We start from the raw sequence: 18,700 nt of genomic DNA on the forward strand, positions 1-18,700 counted from the left end.
CTAGTTGAACTGGTCGGCGATGCGCTGCGGCACCGGGATCTGGATTTCCAGCAGTTGCTGGGCGAAGGCCTTGCCTTGCGGGTCGATGCGCAGGCTGGCGATACCGCCGCCGCCGAGGGCGTTTTCCAGCAGGAAATTCAGGCTGTGGCTGGCGGGCAAGTACCAGCGTTCGACCCGCCCGTGGATGGGATCGAGGACGTGGCCCATCCAGTCGACGATCACCTCCGGGGTCAGGGCTTCGGCGATCCATGGCAGGAATTCGGGATCGCGGGCCATGACGCCGATGTTGCTGTGGTTGCCCTTGTCGCCAGAGCGGGCGACCGCCAGCTTGACCAGGGCCACGCTGGCGTCGGCCTGGCCGGTCGGCTTCGGCGCAGCGAACGGGGCTGGCAGGTCCAGCGGGTCGAGCGTATCGAGGGCGGGCAGGGCACAGGGGTGGCGCCGGCCCATGAAGTCAATGTCCAGCGTGCAGGCGGTTTTGTCGATGAGGAACGAGAACAGTCGGATCAGCGGATACACCGTCGGCCGACCACCGACAATGCCGGTCAGCCCTGGCGCCATGCCGGTGGCGGCCTGGGCAATCTCCCGGGAGAACACGATCAAGGCCTGCTTGTCCGGATGGCGCACGGCGAGTTTGATCACCACTTCGCGGCTGTCCTGCCGCTGGCCGTGGGGGCCGTAGGTGGCCTCGCTGCCCAGCAACTCGATATTCACCTCGCTGTACGGCGCCCAGCCGCGCTGGCTGAACATTTCCGAGGTCTTGTTGATGATCGCCGCGCTGACTCGCTGCGCCTTGTCGACGGCATCGATGCCGGCAATCAGGCAACTGGCGGTACAGCGAAAACCATCGGGGTACGTGGCGCTGACCTTGTATTGAGCCGTCGGCGGCAGGCCTTTGGCGCCGTGCACCTGCACCGCGTTCTTGCCTTGTTGCAGCAGTTTGACCTGAGTGAAGTCGCACACCACGTCGGGCAGCAGATACGCGCGCGGATCACCGATTTCATACAGCATCTGTTCACCCACCGTCAGTGGCGTGACCAGCCCGCCGGTACCTTGCGGTTTGCTGACGATGAACTGGCTGTCGGCGCTGACTTCGACGATGGGAAAACCGATGTGTTCGTAGTCGGGCACATCGCGCCAATCGGTGAAGTTGCCGCCCGTGCACTGGGCGCCGCATTCGATGATGTGCCCGGCCAATGCCGCCTGGGCGAGTTTGTCGTAGTCGTGCCACGACCAGCCGAACTCATGCACCAGCGCAGCGCTGACCACGGCACTGTCGACCACGCGTCCGGTGATCACGATGTCCGCGCCCAGACGCAGGGCTTCGACGATGCCGGGTGCGCCGAGGTAGGCATTGGTCGAGACGCACCTCGATGGCAGGGGCGCACCGCTGAACATTTCATGAATGCCTTGGCTGCCCAGCTGTTTGAGTTGCGGTTGCAGGTCGTCACCCAGCAGCACGGCGATCTTCAACGCCACCCCGGCCTTGTCGCAAGCCGCTTGCAGGGCGGCGGCGCAGGCTTGGGGATTGACCCCGCCGGCATTGCTGATGACCCGGATGTTGTGCTGCGCGAGCTGCGGCAGCAAGGGGGCGAGCACTTCGATGAAGTCACCCGCATACCCGGCCAGGGGGTCTTTCATCCGTGCGCCGGCCATGATCGACAGGGTGATCTCGGCCAGGTAGTCGAAGACCAGATAGTCCAGATGCCCGTGTTCCACCAGTTGCGCGGCAGCGGTCGAGGTATCGCCCCAGAAGGCGCTGGCGCAACCGATGCGAATTGATTTTGGCGCAGTCCGTTCCATAGCCACCTCCAACTCAAGTGCGTCGACATTACCAAGCAAGCGCTTGGTTTGTAAATGACTGGGTTATCTTCTGCCAAGCGCTTGCTTGGTTGCATCCATGAGCTTAAATTGCCCGCGCAACCCCGCTGTTTTCGGGGTGATCGGCGTTATTGATTGATCGACTGTAGGAGAGAACGGGTGGACGAGCAAAAAGCCCTGAGGGTCATGCGTGAATTGGTGGACGACGGCCAATTGACCGACCCGGACAGCGCCCGTGGCAAGCTGCTGCAAGTGGCGGCCCACCTGTTCCGCAATAAAGGCTATGAGCGCACCACCGTGCGCGATCTGGCCGGTGCCGTGGGCATCCAGTCCGGGAGTATTTTCCATCACTTCAAAAGCAAGGACGAAATCCTGCGCGCCGTGATGGAGGAAACCATCCGCTACAACACTGCGTTGATGCGTGCGGCCATCGCCGAGGCCGGCAATGTGCGCGAACGGGTGCTGGCGCTGATCCGCTGTGAATTGCAGTCGATCATGGGCGGCAGCGGCGAGGCCATGGCCGTGCTGGTCTACGAATGGCGCTCGCTGTCCGAAGAGGGCCAGGCCAAGGTCCTGGCGCTGCGCGAAATCTACGAAGACATCTGGCTGCAAGTACTGGGCGAAGCCAAGAGCGCCGGGTTTATCCGCGGCGATGTGTTCATCACCCGCCGCTTCCTGACCGGCGCATTGTCCTGGACCACCACCTGGTTTCGCGCCAGCGGTAGCATGAGCCTTGATCAGTTGGCCGATGAAGCGTTGATTCTGGTGCTGGAAGACCGGCAATAAATTTGTGTTGGCCAGCATTAAACTGGCTAACTTGACGAAAACGCCTAGCTTGAAGTCATCGATGCCGTTTTATTGGGGAGTGAGCTGTTTTGAGGGGGTCGCCAATTCGAACAGCTTCGCGGCTTTTGCTCGCGACGCTTGCGGTGTTAACGGTGCTGCCATCCCAGGCTGCGCAACTGGTGCGCATTGGTGCCGCGCATTTTCCGCCCTACACCGTGCGCCCGGAATCCGGGGCCGATACCGGGTTGCTGCCGCAGTTGGTCGAGGCCCTGAACGCAGCGCAAAGCGACTATCGGTTTGTCCTGGTGCCCACGTCCATTCCACGGCGTTTCGGTGACTTGAAGCAGGGGCGGGTCGACATGGCCATCTTCGAAAATCCGGCCTGGGGTTGGGAAGACATTCCCCATACCGCCGTCGACATGGGGCTGGAAGACGCCGAGATTTTTGTCGCGCAACGCCTGCCCGATCGGCAGCAAAGCTATTTTGCCGACCTGAGCGGCAAGCGCCTGGCACTCTTCAGCGGCTATCACTACGAGTTCGCCAACTTCAATGCCGAGCCCCAGTACCTGGCGAAAAACTACAATGCCACGCTGACCTATTCCCATGACAGCAATCTGCTGATGGTGTTACGCGGTCGCGCCGACATCGCCCTGGTCACGCGCTCTTACCTGAACGACTATTTTTTGCGCAATCCGAATGTCGCCAAGGAGTTGTTGGCGTCCGATCGCATCGATCAGCTCTATCACCATTACGCCATCCTGCGCCCGGCGGCCCCCATCAGCGGCGAGGCCTTCGGCAAGTTGTTGCAAGGCTTGCGGGACGGTGGCCAGATGCTGAGGATTTTCGATCCGTACAAGATTGCGGTGGTGCCGGTCCCGCACAAAGAACCGGCACCTCAAGTCGTCAATTGACGTTCTTTTCCTAAATTTCCCGCCGTGGCTGACGTCACCTCGTTGAACTGTCGACGATTATCGTGAGTCCGCCCCCATGTCCAATCTGAATGACCTGACTGCCCTGTGCCTGCCGACCGGCAGTCGTCTTGCCGCTGATGAAACGCAAGGCCGCCTGAGCCTCAGCCTGGAAGGGCAGCCGTTGCTCATCCTGCGGCTCAATCCTGGCCCCGAATTGCACGTGCAATTGCTGGAGCGCTTCAGTCATCCCGAAGGGCAAGCGATATGGGCGGCCTGTTACTGGCTGTTCGCCCGCGACTCCGACTGTCAGCGCCTGGTCTGGCAACTGCAAGAGGTGCCGCACGAAGCTGTGCTCAGTGGTTTGCTGATTCCGACTTCCGTCAATGGCCAGTATTGCTGCGAGCGCACCTTGTTCTGGCAGTTGCCGCAGCCATGGCTGGGGCATTCCCTGACCGGCAGCTACCCACAGCAAATGGTCATCACCGGCGGCAAGCGTCACCCACTGCGAGCGGTGAAACCCCGGGGTGAGGTGTATCGACGATACGATGCGCAGCTGGGCGCCTGGGTTTCCCTGCGTACCCTGGAAATCGAGCAAGACCTGGCGCGTTTCAATCGTTGGCAGAACAGTCCGCGCGTCGCCAGCTTCTGGCAGGAGCAGGGCAGCCTCGAACAGCATCGCCAATACCTGAGCAAACTCGAGGCTGATCCGCACACCCTGACGCTGATCGGGTGTTTCGACGATCAGCCGTTCGCTTACTTCGAAGCCTACTGGGCCAAGGAGGATCGCATCGCACCCTTCTATGATGCCGGCGATTACGACCGTGGCATTCACATGCTGGTGGGTGAGGAAAACCATCGCGGTCCGCACAAGGTGGCGAGCTGGTTATCGGCGCTGGTGCATTACCTGTTTCTCGATGATCCGCGCACGCAGCGCGTAGTGGCCGAGCCGCGTGCCGATAACTCGAAGATGATCGGGTACATGCACAACCAGTGCTTTCACTGCGAGAAAGAGTTCGACTTCCCGCACAAGCGCGCGGCCTTGATGGTGTTGGGGCGTGAGCGGTTTTTTGATCGGTGCGCACTGGCTTGATAGGTACGGCTCAAGCTCTGTATAGATCTTGAGTCCGCTATCGCGAGCAAGCTCGCTCCTACAGGGTGTGTGCTGAATCTGTGGGAGCGGGCTTGCTCGCGAAGGGAGCGACGCAGATTTCAGATCTTAGTGGCGAGCGGCTATATCGCCACGATTCCCCGACACTTTGCGGCAGTGCACCAGCGCATCGCGAATCATGAAGTTCACCAGGGTTGGCGAGACGCCGAGTTCCTGGGCGATGTCTTTTTGCGGTACGCCGTGCAGGCGATACATCTCGAAGGCGTAGCGGGTACGGCTCGGCAACTCGGTCAACGCATCGGCAATGTGCTCCAGCGTCGAGAAATTGATGTGCGAAGTTTCCGGTGACGCACCCTGGATCACCACATTCAGCCCTTCCTCTTCAGGGCCGGAATACTTCTGCTCCAGCGCCTGCTTGCGGTAGTGGTCGATTGCCAGGTTGCGCACGATCTGGAACAGGTAGCTGAGCTGGGCCTTGATCGAACTGGTGATGGGCGGGGCTGATTGCAACCGGAAGAACGCGTCCTGCACAACATCTTCGGCACGTGAGCGGCAACCGGTAATACGGGCTGCGATCTTCACCAGAATCAGTCGATTATCGACGAATGCCTGAAGTAGCGGTGTATCGCACCTGCTTGTGGATACTGGTTCCATCATGGAAATCACCCTGCTGCCAAAAGGTTAGTGGGACGGGGATAAACCGGGGGGCCGTCCTGCACAATCGAGCGACAAATTAGGCTTGATGATAATGATTGTCAAATGAGAAATAGAATTACTGAGCAACAAAGGTGCAGAGTGCGAACTGCGACACGTTGACGCTCCCTTCAGCCCGCCTGGCGTTGCAACCTGGCGACTAATTATTTCAAGACGTCATCCGTTCTCATTGGTGAATTGCACAGCGCAACCCTCATCACCCCGTAGGAGCGAGCTCGCTCGCGATGGTCGTCAACGATGACGATGGGCGCCTGACACCCCGCGGTGTTCTCCGGATTTTCGCGAGCAGGCTCGCTCCTACCAAGCCGAAATCAGGCAGGAAACCTCATGACCGACGCGTTCGAACTCCCCAGCACAATGGTCCAAGCCCTTCAGCGCCGCGCGGCCCTGACGCCGGATCGGGTGGCCCTGCGTTTTCTTGCCGAGACCCCGGAACAGGTTGTGGTGCTCAGTTATCGCGAGCTGGATCAGCGGGCGCGGACGATTGCCGGCGCCTTGCAGGCTCAAGCGGATGTTGGCGACCGCGCCGTGTTGTTGTTCCCCAGCGGCCCGGATTACGTCGCGGCGTTCTTCGGTTGCCTGTACGCCGGGGTGATCGCGGTCCCGGCCTACCCGCCGGAGTCGACGCGCCGTCATCACCAGGAGCGCCTGCTGTCGATCATCAGCGATGCGCAGCCGCGCCTGCTGCTGGCCAGCGCCGGGCTGCGCGATGCATTGCAGCCAATCGAAGGGGCGCCGCCGTTGCTGTGTGTCGACACCCTCGACGGTGCGCTGGCCGACCGCTGGGTCGCGGCGGATTTGCAGGACGATCACATCGCCTTCCTGCAATACACCTCCGGCTCCACCGCGCTGCCCAAGGGTGTGCAAGTCAGCCACGGCAATCTGGTGGCCAACGAATTGCTGATTCGTCACGGCTTCGGCATCGACCTCAATCCCGACGACGTGATCGTCAGCTGGCTGCCGCTGTACCACGACATGGGCCTGATCGGCGGCTTGCTGCAGCCGATTTTCAGCGGCGTGCCTTGCGTGTTGATGTCGCCGGCGTACTTCCTCGGCCGGCCGTTGCGCTGGCTGGAAGCGATCAGCGAATACGGCGGCACCATCAGCGGCGGGCCGGATTTTGCTTATCGCCTGTGCAGCGAGCGGGTCAGCGAATCGGCCCTGGAACGGCTGGACCTGAGTGGCTGGCGCGTGGCGTATTCCGGTTCCGAACCGATTCGCCTCGACACCCTGGAACGCTTCGCCGAGAAGTTCGCGAGCTGTGGTTTCACCGCGGACAGCTTCATGGCCTCTTACGGTCTGGCCGAGGCCACCTTGTTTGTGGCCGGCACCGCGCGCGGCGAAGGCATCGGCAACCTGCGGGTGGACGATCAGGCCCTGGCGCAGAACCGGGTGGAAGCGGGCGAGGGCAGCCCGATCATGAGTTGTGGCATCAGCCAGCCGGATCACGCCGTGCTGATCGTCGACCCGGTTTCGCTCAGCGAACAGGTCGACAACGCCGTCGGCGAAGTCTGGGCCAGCGGGCCGAGCATCGCCCTCGGTTATTGGCGCAACCCCGAGGCGTCAGCCAAGACGTTCGTCCGGCACGCCGGCCAGACCTGGCTGCGAACCGGTGACCTGGGTTTCATGCGCAACGGCGAGCTGTTCATCACCGGCCGCCTGAAGGACATGCTGATTGTGCGCGGGCACAACCTGTACCCGCAGGACATCGAACAGACCGTCGAGTGCGAAGTGGAAGTGGTGCGCAAGGGCCGCGTTGCTGCCTTTGCCGTCACGGTCGATGGTCAGGAGGGCATCGGCATCGCCGCCGAAATCAGCCGCAGCGTACAGAAAATCCTGCCACCCGAATCCCTGATCAAGGCCATTCGCCAGGCCGTCGCCGAGGCGTATCAGGAAGCACCGAGCGTGGTGGTGCTGCTCAATCCGGGTGCGCTGCCCAAGACGTCCAGCGGCAAATTGCAACGCTCGGCGTGCCGCAGTCGACTGGCGGACGGCAGCCTCGACAGCTACGCGGTGTTCCCGTCGGCCAGCACCGAAAGTGCAAGCCAGGTCGAGTCGGGCTCTGAACTGCAAAGCCTGATCGGCCGGATCTGGTGCGAGCAATTGCAGGTCGGGCGGGTGGGCGCCGACGATCATTTCTTCCTGCTCGGTGGCAACTCCATTGCAGCGACGCAAGTGGTGGCGCGTCTGCGTGAAGCGCTGGGGCTGGAGCTGAACCTGCGCCTGCTGTTCGAAGCCCCGACCCTTGGCGCATTCGCCGATGCCGTGGCCCGTCAGCAACAGGACGGTGGCCTGGCCCAGGGCGCGATCACGGCGCTGTCGCGCCAGCATCCGATGCCGCAATCGCTGGCACAAAACCGTTTGTGGATCACCTGGCAACTCGACCCCCACAGCAGCGCCTACAACATTCCGGGTGCCTTGCGCTTGCGTGGCGAGCTGGACGAGGACGCATTGCGCGCCAGTTTCCAGCAGTTGATCGAGCGCCACGAATCCCTGCGCACGCGCTTTTTCGAGCGTGATGGCGTGGCCCTGCAGCAGGTCACCGCGGGTGCTGAGTTCAACCTGCAAATGATCGACATCAGCGATCTGCCGGCTGCCGAACGTGAAGCCCGTGCGCAGCAAATCCGCGAGGACGAGGCGCGTACCCGGTTCGATCTGGAGAAAGGCCCGCTGCTGTGGGTGACGCTGGTTCGCCTCGACGACGAAGACCATCAGTTGTTGGTGACGATGCACCACATCATCGCTGATGGCTGGTCGCTGAATGTGCTGATCGACGAGTTTTCGCGCCTGTATGCGGCGGCCTCCCAAGGCCAGCAAGCGCTGCTGGCGCCATTGCCGACGCAATACGCCGATTACGCCAGCTGGCAGCGCCAATGGCTGGCGCAAGGGGAGGGCGAGCGGCAACTGGCCTACTGGAAAGCCCGTCTGGGCGATGAGCATCCAACCCTGAGCCTGGCCACCGATCATCCACGCTGCGCACAACAACTGCACAGCGCCGCCCGCCATACCCTGCGTCTGGATGCGACCCTCAGCGATGGGATTCGCCAGACCGCCCAGGCCCACGAATCGACCTCCTTCATGTTGCTGCTCGCTGCGTTCCAGGCCTTGTTGCATCGCTACAGCGGTCAGCGTGACATCCGCATCGGCGTGCCGAACGCCAACCGTCCGCGCCTGGAAACGCAGGGCCTGATCGGCTTTTTCATCAACACCCAGGTGCTGCGCGCCGAGGTGGATTCACGGCTGCCGTTCATTGAGCTGCTTGGGCAAACCCGTCAGGCAGCGCTGGGTGCGCAAGCGCATCAGGACTTGCCGTTCGAACAGCTGCTTGAAGCCTTCCCGCAGGCTCGTGAACAGGGTTTGTTCCAGATCATGTTCAACCACCAGCAGCGCGACCTCAGTGCCTTGAAGCGCCTGCCCGGGTTGCTGGCCGAAGAACTGCCGTGGCACAGCCGGGAAGCCAAGTTCGATCTGCAATTGCACAGTGAAGAGGATCGCAACGGTCGCCTGAGCCTGTCCTTCGACTATGCCAGCGAGTTGTTCGATGTAGCGACCATCGAGCGTCTGGCCCAGCATTACGCCAACCTGTTGCGTGAAGTCTGCGAGCGTCCGCAAACGGCCCTCGGCGATCTGCAACTGCTCACTGAGACTGAGCACAACCAGCAAGCGAACTGGTCCGTAGCACCCTGCACTCCGGCCAGTCAATGGCTACCGGAACGGCTTGACGAACAAGCCCGGCTGACCCCGCAACGCACGGCGCTGCTGTGGGACGGCGGTCAGTTGGACTTCGCCGGACTGCACACCCAGGCCAACCGCCTGGCCCACTACCTGCGCGACAAGGGCGTCGGCCCGGACGTCTGCGTGGCCATTGCCTGCGAGCGTTCGCCGCAACTGCTGATCGGCCTGCTGGCGATCATCAAGGCCGGTGGTGCCTATGTACCGCTGGATCCGGACTACCCGGCCGAGCGCCTGTCCTACATGCTCAGCGACAGCGGTGTCGAATTGCTGCTGACGCAAACCTGCTTGCTCGATCGCTTGCCGGCCAGCCAGGGCGTCAGTGTGATCGCCATGGACACCTTGCACCTGGACAGCTGGCCAAGCCAGGCGCCAGGCCTGCATCTGCAAGGCGATAACCTCGCCTATGTGATCTACACCTCGGGATCGACCGGTCAACCCAAGGGTGTTGGCAACACCCACGCGGCACTGGCCGAGCGCCTGCAATGGATGCAGCAAACCTATCAGTTGGACGAAACCGACGTACTGATGCAAAAGGCGCCGATCAGTTTCGACGTGTCGGTGTGGGAGTGCTTCTGGCCGCTGATCACCGGCAGTCGCCTGTTGCTTGCCGGCCCCGGCGAACACCGTGATCCGCATCGCATCGCCCAGCTTGTGCAAGCGTACGGCGTGACCACCCTGCACTTTGTGCCGCCGCTGCTTTCGTTGTTCATCGACGAACCGCTCAGCACTGAATGCTCCAGCCTGCGCCGCGTATTCTCCGGCGGCGAAGCCTTGCCTGCGGAGCTGCGCAACCGCGTGCTGGCGCAACTGCCGGCCGTACAGTTGCACAACCGCTACGGTCCGACCGAAACCGCGATCAACGTCACCCATTGGCAATGCTCCAGCGCCGATGGCGAACGCTCGCCGATTGGCCGGCCACTGGGCAATGTGATCTGCCGCGTGCTCGACAGCGAGCTCAATCCGGTGCCGGCCGGTGTGCCGGGTGAGTTGTGCATCAGTGGCAGCGGTCTGGCGCGTGGCTATCTGGGCCGTCCGGGCCTGACTGCCGAACGCTTTGTCGTCGATCCATTGGGCGAGCACGGCGCGCGTCTGTACCACACCGGTGATCGTGCACGCTGGACTGGCGATGGCGTGATCGAGTATCTCGGTCGCCTCGATCAGCAGGTCAAGCTGCGCGGCTTCCGCGTCGAGCCGCAGGAAATCGAAGCCCGTCTGCTGGCGCAGGCAGGTGTCGCCCAAGCGGTGGTGCTGGTGCGCGAAACGGCGGCGGGTGGACAACTGATCGGTTACTTCACCACGACCGATACTGCTGAATCCATCGATGCTCAAACGACTCGCCTGAAAGCGGCGCTGACGGCGCAACTGCCGGAATACATGGTCCCGGCACAGCTGATGCGTCTGGACCAAATGCCCCTCGGCCCGAGTGGCAAACTCGACCGTCGCGCCTTGCCGGAACCGCAGTGGCAGGTTCGCGAACACATCGAGCCCGTGACCGAGCTGGAGCAACAGATCGCTGGTATCTGGCGCGAAGTGCTGGGCCTGACGCCAGTCGGCCTGCGCGATGATTTCTTTGCCCTCGGCGGCCACTCGCTGCTGGCCACGCAAATCATCTCCCGCACCCGTCAAGCCTGTGACGTCGAGTTGCCGCTGCGGACGCTGTTCGAACACAGCGAGCTGGGCGCATTTGCCGAACAGGTCCGCTTGATCCAGGCCAGCTGCAGCACCAACAAACAGCCGCCGATTGAAACAATCGATCGCCGCCAGGCGGTGCCGCTGTCTTATTCTCAGCAGCGCATGTGGTTCCTCTGGCAGATGGAGCCGGACAGCCCGGCCTACAACGTCGGCGGCATGGCGCGGCTACGCGGCGTGCTGGATGTCGCGCGTTTCGAAGCGGCGCTGCAAGCCTTGATCATGCGCCATGAAACCCTGCGCACGACGTTCCCGAGCGTTGACGGCGTCGCTCGCCAACAGGTGCACATGGAGACCGGCGTGCGCATGGCGTGGAAGGATTTCACCGCGCTGGATGCCGAAGGCCGCGAGTGGCAGGTCCAGCAACTGGCCGATGACGAAGCGCACCAGCCGTTTGATCTGGAAACCGGACCGCTGCTGCGTGGGTGTCTGGTCAAGACTGCCGAGCAGGAGCACTACTTCGTTCTGACCTTGCACCACATCGTCACCGAAGGCTGGGCGATGGACATCTTTGCCCGGGAACTCAGCGCGCTGTACGAAGCCTTTGTCGACGACCGTGAATCGCCGCTCGCGCCGTTGCCGGTGCAGTACCTGGATTACAGCGTGTGGCAGCGTCAGTGGCTGGAGTCGGGCGAGCGTCAGCGTCAGCTCGATTACTGGACCACGCAACTGGGCCATGAACATCCGCTGCTGGAGTTGCCGGCTGACCGTCCGCGTCCGCCGGTACAAAGCCATCAGGGTGAGCTGTATCGCTTTGACCTGAGCGACGAGCTCGCGGCACGGGTGCGTGCCTTCAATGCACAGCGCGGCCTGACCCTGTTCATGACCATGACCGCCGCACTGGCGACCCTGCTGTACCGCTATAGCGGCCAGACCGATCTGCGCATCGGCGCGCCAGTGGCCAACCGCATTCGTCCGGAAAGCGAGGGGCTGATCGGTGCATTCCTCAACACCCAGGTGTTGCGCTGCCAGCTCGACGGGCAGATGTCTGTCGGCGAGCTGTTCGAGCAGGTGCGGCACACGGTGATCGAAGGCCAGTCCCATCAGGACCTGCCGTTCGATCATCTGGTGGAAGCCCTGCAACCGCCACGCAGCGCGGCGTACAACCCGTTGTTCCAGGTGATGTGCAACGTGCAGCGCTGGGAATTTCAGCAAAGCCGCACCCTGGCCGGCATGACGGTCGAGTACCTGGCCAACGATGCCCGCGCGACCAAGTTCGATCTCAACCTGGAAGTCACCGACCTCGACCATCGCCTCGGTTGCGGCCTGACCTACAGCACCGATCTGTTCGACGAACCGCGCATCGCCCGCATGGCCGGGCATTGGCGCAATCTGCTGGAAGCGCTGATTGCCGATCCGCAACAACGCTTGAGTGAACTGCCGCTACTGGCGTCCGGCGAGCAACAGCTTCTGCTCGACAGCCTCGGCGTCGAGCCAGGCGAGCATCGGCTGGATCAATGCATCCATCACCTGTTCGCCGAGCAAGCCCTGGTGCGCCAGGATGCGCCGGCCCTGACGTTCGCCGGGCAAACCCTGAGCTACGCCGAACTCGATAGCCGCGCCAACCGCCTGGCCTGGATGCTGCGCGAGCGAGGTGTCGGACCGCAGGTTCGTGTGGGCCTGGCACTTGAGCGTTCGCTGGAAATGGTGGTTGGTCTGTTGGCGATCCTCAAGGCGGGCGGCGCCTATGTGCCGCTGGATCCGGAATACCCGTTGGACCGCTTGCACTACATGATCGAAGACAGCGGCATCGGTCTGCTGCTCAGCGATGCGGCGATGTTCAAGGCCCTGGGCGAGTTGCCAGCGACCGTCGGCCGCTGGTGTCTTGAAGAAGACGCCGCTGCGCTGGCCCATTTCCCGGCCAGCGAGCTGCCGTCGATCAGTCTGGCGCAGCATCAGGCCTACCTGATCTACACCTCGGGCTCGACCGGGAAACCGAAAGGCGTGGTGGTGTCCCACGGTGAAATCGCCATGCATTGCCGCGCGGTGATCGAGCGTTTCGGCATGCGCCCCGACGACTGTGAACTGCACTTCTATTCGATCAACTTCGACGCCGCCACCGAGCGTTTGCTCGTGCCGCTGCTCAGCGGCGCGCACGTGGTGTTGCGAGCGCAAGGGCAGTGGGACGCCGAAGAAATCTGCGGCCTGATCCGTCGTCATCAGATCAACGTACTCGGTTTCACGCCGAGCTACGGCAGCCAGTTGGCGCAATGGCTGGCGACCCAGGAACAGACCCTGCCGGTGCGCATGATCATCACCGGCGGCGAAGCGCTGACCGGTGAGCACCTGGCGCGTATTCGTGCAGCGTTCAAGCCGAGCCGCTTCTTCAACGCCTACGGCCCGACCGAGACCGTGGTCATGCCGCTGGCCAGCCTTGCTCCGCAAGTGCTGGAAGAGGGCGCCGGCAGCGTGCCGATCGGCAGTGTGATCGGCGACCGCGTGGCCTACATTCTCGACGCCGACCTGGCGTTGGTGCCGCAAGGCGCGACGGGCGAGTTGTACGTCGGTGGCGCGGGCCTGGCCCAGGGGTATCACCAGCGTCCGGGCATGACAGCGGAGCGCTTTGTGGCCGATCCGTTTGCCGCCGATGGCGGGCGTATCTACCGCACCGGTGACCTGGTGCGCCAGTGTGCCGATGGCCTGGTGGAATACCTTGGACGCATCGACCACCAAGTGAAGATTCGCGGATTCCGCATCGAGCTCGGTGAAATCGAAACCCGCCTGCTGGACCATGATTCAGTCCGTGAGGTGGTCGTGCTGGCGCTTGACGCACCGAGCGGCAAGCAACTGGTCGGCTATCTGGTGACGGATGTCGCCGAACAGGGCGAAGCGCAGCAATCGATATTGCGCGAAGCCCTCAAGGCGCATTTGAAATCGCAACTGCCGGACTACATGGTGCCCACGCACCTGATCCTGCTGGCGAGCATGCCGTTGACCGGCAACGGTAAACTCGACCGCCGTGCGCTCCCGGCACCGGACCCGGAGCTGAATCGCCAAGACTACGTGGCGCCGAGCAATGAGCTTGAAGTCACGCTGGCGCAGATCTGGTGCGAAGTGCTGAACGTCGATCAGGTCGGTCTCAACGACAACTTCTTCGAACTGGGCGGCGACTCGATCCTGTCGATCCAGGTGGTCAGCCGGGCGCGGCAGCAGGGCATTCACTTCAGCCCTCGCGACCTGTTCCAGCACCAGACCGTGCAGACCCTCGCCGCCGTGGCCACCCGCAGCGAGCAGGTCAGCGCCGAGCAGGGCTTGATCATGGGCGAGTCGCGCCTGACACCCATCCAGCACTGGTTCTTCGACACCGATATCGCGCAACGCCAACACTGGAACCAGGCGTTGTTGTTGCAACCGACGGTGGTGCTGGAATCTCATCGCCTGGAGCAAGCGTTGCTGGCCGTGATTGAACAGCACGACGCCTTGCGCCTGCGCTTTGGCAAGGTTGCCGGCCAGTGGCAGGCCTTGCACCAGCCGGTTTCCGATGCGCCGGTGTTGTGGCAAGTGCGTGTTTCGTCGATGGATAAAAGCGCGGCCTTGTTCGCCGATGCCCAGCGCAGTCTCGACCTTGAACAGGGACCCTTGCTGCGCGTGTTGCTGGTCGATGGCCCTGAAGGCCAGCAACGCTTGTTTATCGCCATTCACCACCTGGTGGTGGACGGTGTGTCGTGGCGGGTGCTGCTCGATGACCTGCAAACCGTGTATCGCCAACTGGAGGCGCGGCAGTCGGTGAAACTGCCGGCGAAAACCAGTGCCTTCAAGGACTGGGCCGGACGCTTGCAGGCCTACGCCGGCAGCGAGTCCCTGCGCGAAGAGCTGGGCTGGTGGCAGGCGCAACTGGCCGGGCCATGTGCCGGTCTGCCCTGCGATCACCCTGAAGGCGGGCGGCAAAACCGTCATGCGCAAACCGTCAGCGTGCGTCTCGACAGCGAGCGTACGCGGCAGTTGCTGCAGCAGGCGCCAAGTGCCTATCGCACCCAGGTCAACGACTTGCTGTTGACCGCTTTGGCCCGCGTACTGTGCCGCTGGAGCGGTCAGCCATCGGCGCTGATTCAACTGGAAGGCCACGGCCGCGAAGCGTTGTTCGACGACATCGACCTGACCCGCACGGTGGGCTGGTTCACCAGTGCCTATCCGTTGCGCCTGACGCCGTCGAACATCGAAGAAGCCGCCGGGCAGGGGGCCTCGATCAAGGCGATCAAGGAACAGCTGCGTGCCGTGCCGCACAAGGGCCTGGGTCATGGCGTGCTGCGTTACCTCGCCGATGAGCCGAGTCGCCACAGCATGGCGGGCTTGCCGCAGGCACCGATTACCTTCAACTACCTCGGCCAGTTCGACCAGAGCTTCGGCGCGGAGGCGCTGTTCCATCCCCTGGATGAAGCCGTCGGCGCGGCCCACGATGCCCATGCACCGTTGCCCAACGAGCTCAGCGTCGACAGTCAGGTGTATGGCGGTGAACTGGTATTGCGCTGGACGTTCAGCGCCGAACGCTTCGATCCGTCAACCATCGGCGAGTTGGCCGATGCCTACCTCGGTGAGTTGAGCAGCCTGATCGAGCATTGCCTGCGCGACGACGCCGGCGGCCTGACGCCGTCGGACTTCCCGCTGGCGCAGCTCAGCCAGACGCAACTGGATGCACTGCCAGTCCCGGCCGCCGCTATCGAAGACGTCTACCCGTTGACCCCGATGCAGGAAGGCATGCTGTTGCACACCTTGCTGGAGCCGGGCACCGGCCTGTACTACATGCAGGACCGCTACCGCATCAACAGCGAGCTGGATCCGCAGCGTTTCGCCCAGGCCTGGCAAGCCGTCGTCGCCCGCCACGAAGCATTGCGCGCGTCGTTCTGCTGGAACGTCGGCGCGGACATGCTGCAGGTGATCCACAAACCGGGCAGCACACCGATCGAGTACCTCGACTGGCGTGATATCGCCGAAGCCGAGCAAGAGCCGAAGCTGCAAACCTTGCTCAAGACCGAACGCGAGGCGGGTTTCGATCTGCTCAACCAGGCGCCGTTCCACTTGCGCCTGATCCGGGTCGGCGCGGCGCGCTACTGGTTCATGATGAGCAACCACCACATCCTCATCGATGCCTGGTGCCGCTCGCTGCTGATGAACGATTTCTTCGAGATCTACAGCGCCCTCGGCGAAGGCCGGGAAGCGCAGCTTGGGCCTGTGTCGCGTTATCGCGACTACATTGGCTGGCTGCAACGCCAGAGCCTGGACGAAGCGCGGCAATGGTGGAAAACCAACCTGCTGGGGTTTGAGCGGACCACGCCGATCCCGAGCGACCGGCCGTTCCTGCGTGAACATGCCGGCGACAGTGGCGGCATGATCGTCGGCGACCGCTACACCAGGCTCGATGCCCGTGACGGTGCGCAATTGCGCGAACTGGCCCAGGCCCATCAGTTGACCGTCAACACCTTCGCCCAGGCGGCGTGGGCGCTGGTGCTGCGACGCTTGAGCGGTGATCGCGACGTGCTGTTCGGCGTCACCGTGGCCGGGCGTCCGGTGGAGATGCCGCAGATGCAGCGCACCGTCGGCCTGTTCATCAACAGCATCGCGCTGCGGGTGAAGATGCCCGAGGACGGTCAGCGATGCAGCGTGCGCCAGTGGCTCACCGGTCTGCTCGACAGCAACATGCAACTGCGTGAATACGAATACCTGCCACTGGTGAACATCCAGGAGCAAAGCGAGCTGCCCAAAGGCCAGCCGCTGTTCGACAGCCTGTTCGTGTTCGAAAACGCACCAGTGGAAGTCTCGGTGCTGGACCGTGCGCAGAGCCTCAACGCGACCTCGGATTCGGGCCGGACCCACACCAACTTCCCGCTGACGGCCGTGTGCTATCCGGGTGATGACCTGGGCTTGCACCTGTCCTACGACCAGCGCTACTTCGATGAAGCTACGGTCGAGCGCATGCTCGGCGAGTTCAAGCGATTACTGCTGGCGTTGGTGGAAGGTTTCCACGGCGACATGGCCGACCTGCCGTTGTTGGGGGCCGAGGAGCAGGACTTCCTCCTCCATGGCTGCAACCAGAGCGAACACGAATATCCGCTGGAGCAGAGCTACGTTTCATTGTTTGAAACGCAGGTCGCCCGACACCCGCAGCGGATTGCCGCCAGTTGTCTTGACCGGCAGTACAGTTATTCGGAGCTGAACCAGCGCAGTAACCGCCTCGGTCATGGGTTGATCGCCGCCGGTGTCGGGCGCGATCAACCGGTGGCATTGCTGGCCGAACGCAGCCTCGATTTGCTCGGCATGATCATCGGCAGCTTCAAGGCCGGCGCGGGTTACCTGCCGCTGGACCCGGGCCTGCCGAGCCAGCGTCTGAGCCGGATCATCGAACTGAGCCGCACGCCACTGCTGGTGTGCACGCAAGCGTGCCGTGAACAGGCGCAGGCTTTGCTCGACGAGTTCGGCTGCGCCAGCCGGCCACGGCTGTTGGTCTGGGAGGAGGTCCAGTCCCTTGCGCTGTCGGCGGACAACCCAGGCATCTACAGTGGCCCGGACAACCTCGCTTATGTGATCTACACCTCCGGTTCCACCGGGTTGCCCAAAGGCGTGATGGTCGAGCAGCGCGGCATGCTCAATAACCAATTGAGCAAAGTGCCGTACCTGAACCTGAGCAACGCCGACGTGATCGCCCAGACCGCCTCGCAGAGCTTCGACATTTCCGTGTGGCAGTTCCTCGCCGCGCCATTGTTCGGCGCACGGGTGGACATCGTGCCGAACACCATCGCCCACGATCCGCAGGGTTTGCTGGCGCATGTTGCGGCACAGGGCATCACCGTGCTGGAAAGCGTGCCGTCGCTGATCCAGGGCATGCTCGCCCAGGAGCGCATGAGCCTCGACGGCCTGCGCTGGATGCTGCCGACCGGTGAAGCGATGCCGCCGGAGCTCGCGCATCAATGGTTGCTGCGTTATCCGCAGATCGGCCTGGTGAATGCCTACGGTCCGGCGGAGTGCTCGGACGACGTGGCGTTCTTCCGTGTCGACCTGGCCTCGACCCGCGGCAGCTATTTGCCGATCGGTACGCCGACCGACAATAACCGGTTGTATGTGCTCGATGGCGCACTGGAACTGGTGCCGCTGGGTGCCGTGGGTGAACTGTGCGTCGCCGGCACCGGGGTCGGGCGCGGTTATGTCAGCGACCCGTTGCGCACGGCTCCGGTGTTTGTGCCGAACCCGTTCGGCGCGCCGGGCGAGCGCCTGTATCGCACCGGTGACCTGGCCCGCCGTCGCAGCGATGGCGTGTTGGAGTACGTGGGGCGCATCGATCATCAGGTGAAGATTCGCGGCTACCGCATCGAGCTGGGTGAAATCGAGGCTCGTCTGCATGAACAACCGGAAGTCCGCGATGCGGCGGTGGGTGTGCAGGAAGGGGTGAACGGCAAGCATCTGGTGGGCTATCTGGTCGCGGCGCAGGTTGCGTTGAGTCCGGCCGAGGGATTGGAGCGGATCAAGCAACGCCTGCGCGCCGAACTGCCGGAATACATGGTGCCGCTGCACTGGCTGTGGCTGGACAAGCTGCCGCTGAACGCCAACGGCAAACTGGACCGCAAGGCCCTGCCGGTGCTGGAGATCGGCCAGATGCAGAGCCAGGATTACCAGGCGCCGCGCAATGACCTGGAGCAGACCCTGGCAGACATTTGGGCTGAGGTACTGAAAGTCGAGAAGGTGGGTGTTCGCGACAACTTCTTCGAACTGGGCGGGCATTCGCTGCTGGCCACGCAGATCGCCTCACGGGTGCAGAAAACCCTTCAACGGGACGTGCCGTTGCGGGCGATGTTCGAGTGCAGCACGGTGGAGGCGTTGGCCGGGTACATCGACGGATTGGTGGCCAGCGAGATTACCGAGGAGAAGGTGGACCGCCTGAATGACCTGATGGCGGAGCTGGAGGGGTTGTAAATCTCCAGCGGCTGTACCGGCCTCATCGCGGGCA

6 protein-coding genes are annotated in these 18,700 nt (G+C 63.0%); 4 read left to right on the forward strand and 2 right to left on the reverse strand.

Annotation, left to right across the window (positions count from 1 at the left end):
• The gene (locus AB7M25_RS08935) at positions 1-1,803 is read right to left on the reverse strand and encodes an acyclic terpene utilization AtuA family protein (RefSeq protein WP_454237174.1); all 1,803 of its coding nucleotides are present in this window, start codon (positions 1,801-1,803) and stop codon (positions 1-3) included.
• Positions 1,804-1,980: 177 nt separating this feature from the next.
• Here AB7M25_RS08935 and AB7M25_RS08940 point away from each other — a divergent pair, with 177 nt between their 5' ends.
• From AB7M25_RS08940 to AB7M25_RS08950, 3 genes are all read left to right on the forward strand, one after another.
• On the forward strand, positions 1,981-2,607 hold the full coding sequence (locus AB7M25_RS08940; protein WP_429389153.1) for a TetR/AcrR family transcriptional regulator: 627 nt from the start codon (positions 1,981-1,983) through the stop codon (positions 2,605-2,607).
• Positions 2,608-2,696: 89 nt separating this feature from the next.
• Positions 2,697-3,518 (forward strand): substrate-binding periplasmic protein, encoded by an 822-nt coding sequence (locus AB7M25_RS08945; RefSeq protein WP_429389151.1) that lies wholly within the window; start codon positions 2,697-2,699, stop codon positions 3,516-3,518.
• A gap of 76 nt (positions 3,519-3,594) precedes the next feature.
• Positions 3,595-4,608 (forward strand): GNAT family N-acetyltransferase, encoded by a 1,014-nt coding sequence (locus AB7M25_RS08950; protein WP_454237175.1) that lies wholly within the window; start codon positions 3,595-3,597, stop codon positions 4,606-4,608.
• A gap of 126 nt (positions 4,609-4,734) precedes the next feature.
• Here the strand turns inward: AB7M25_RS08950 and AB7M25_RS08955 are convergent, their stop codons facing one another.
• Positions 4,735-5,283 (reverse strand): RNA polymerase factor sigma-70, encoded by a 549-nt coding sequence (locus AB7M25_RS08955; RefSeq protein ID WP_429389147.1) that lies wholly within the window; start codon positions 5,281-5,283, stop codon positions 4,735-4,737.
• A gap of 384 nt (positions 5,284-5,667) precedes the next feature.
• On the opposite strand from AB7M25_RS08955, the gene AB7M25_RS08960 reads away from it, so the two are divergent.
• Positions 5,668-18,666 carry a non-ribosomal peptide synthetase gene (locus AB7M25_RS08960; RefSeq protein ID WP_454237176.1) on the forward strand — a complete coding sequence of 4,333 codons (12,999 nt, stop codon included), beginning with the start codon at positions 5,668-5,670 and terminating at the stop codon, positions 18,664-18,666.
• The last annotated feature ends 34 nt before the right edge of the window (positions 18,667-18,700 follow it).

Source organism: Pseudomonas sp. AP3_22 TE3818, from assembly GCF_053628995.1.